The following is a 263-nucleotide window of genomic DNA, read 5'->3' on the forward strand; positions in this document are numbered from 1 at the left end:
CAGCAGTCGATACCGGAGAACTGACGAAATGGCAGCATGTCATGGAGGGCATCTTCGGCAGCGCTGTCACTGAGGTCAAACCAGAGTTGCAGGCAGTGAATGCGCAGCATGAGCAACAGGGGAAAAGGTCTGCGTCCCCGTCGGGACGAGGGATAGCAGGGAAGCAGCATATCAACGATATCGTGCCATGGGACGAGAACCTCCATACGGTCGAGGAACTGTTTTTTGCGGGAGGAATAGCTGGCAAGAGCGGGCATCGTGAA

At 55.9% G+C, this 263-nt stretch carries 1 protein-coding gene; it reads right to left on the reverse strand.

The genetic code is table 11. The features are described from left to right. Positions 1–257, reverse strand: a 257-nt coding sequence (locus ACSZO4_RS26000; protein WP_437891950.1) for a transposase, incomplete at its 3' end; no start/stop codon positions are given. Positions 258–263 lie beyond the last annotated feature (6 nt).

This window comes from Phytobacter sp. V91 (assembly GCF_965644225.1).
Taxonomy (GTDB): Bacteria; Pseudomonadota; Gammaproteobacteria; order Enterobacterales; family Enterobacteriaceae; genus CBFFRJ01.